The organism is Paenibacillus sp. 598K, assembly GCF_003851045.1.
In the GTDB taxonomy this organism is placed as follows: domain Bacteria; phylum Bacillota; class Bacilli; order Paenibacillales; family Paenibacillaceae; genus Paenibacillus_D.
The window spans coordinates 42,892-43,861 of the sequence record NZ_BFBX01000076.1 but is presented as its reverse complement, the minus strand read 5'-3'; the positions used below and the strand labels follow the sequence as shown (position 1 = coordinate 43,861).

The window sequence follows — 970 nt, the reverse complement described above, 5'->3', positions numbered from 1 at the left end:
CCCCAGCCATACCCCCGGAGCGCCGGCCGCAGGCAGCGCCTTCCCGATGACGTAGAAAGGAATCCCGAGACGGCCAAGCTCCGTCTTGGCCGTCGCCACCGCATCGGCATCCATCGTACCGACGAGCGCATAATCCTCGCCGCCGTAGAGTATCCACGTCAGCGGATCGATGCCGACAGCGCTGCCGTAGCTCGCCAACGAGCCAGCGCGCGGCAGCCAGTCCTCGCGCAGCACGAGCGAGACGCCGGAGGCTTCGGCGATCTCCCATGCCTCGCTAGCCAGACCGTCGCTCACATCGTTGAGCGAACGGCATGCTACGCTGGCAACGAGCCAGCGTCCGGCCTCCACCGAGGGCCGGGGCCGCCGATGGGCGCGGACGAGCGCCGCTGTGCCGTCTGTCTCCGCCGCTTCCAGCGGGACGGCAGTCCCGCCGTCCCCGGATGCAATTGCTGCGGCGCGCTCCGTCGCAGCGCCATCGCCAGATGCAGTGGCTCCTCGGCTCTCCCGCTGCCCCGCCGCCAGCAGATAGTGCAGCCCCGCCGCCGACCGACCTAGCGGGCCGGTGACGAAGACAGCGTCGCCGGGCCGCGCGCCCGCGCGCGTGAGCTCCGCCCCGCTCTCTACCGCGCCAGTGAGCGTGACGCTGACGACCAGATGCTGCGGCGCCGATGTCGTATCGCCGCCCACTACCGCGACGCCGTAGTCCTCGGCGCAGCGATAGAGCCCGTCATAGAGCCGTCGCAGCCGCTCCGGCCCCCAAGCTGGCGGCGCGCTCACTGTGACGAGCGCATGCCGTGGCAGACCGCCCATCGCTGCGATATCGCTGATGTTGGCGGCGAGCGCCTTGTAGCCGATGTCCTCCTCGGACATCGTCTCCGGCAGGAAGTGCACCGTCTCGACCATCGTATCGACCGTCAGCAGCTGTCGCCAGCCGGCCCCGTCAGCCGGTCCGGCAGGCAGCGGCTCGACG

Annotated in this window: 1 protein-coding gene; it reads right to left on the bottom strand. The window is 70.6% G+C overall.

All coding sequences use genetic code 11. From position 1 onward, the window contains the following. Nucleotides 1-970, bottom strand: a 970-nt coding sequence (gene thiL, locus PA598K_RS21750; protein ID WP_128658986.1) for a thiamine-phosphate kinase, incomplete at both ends; no start/stop codon positions are given.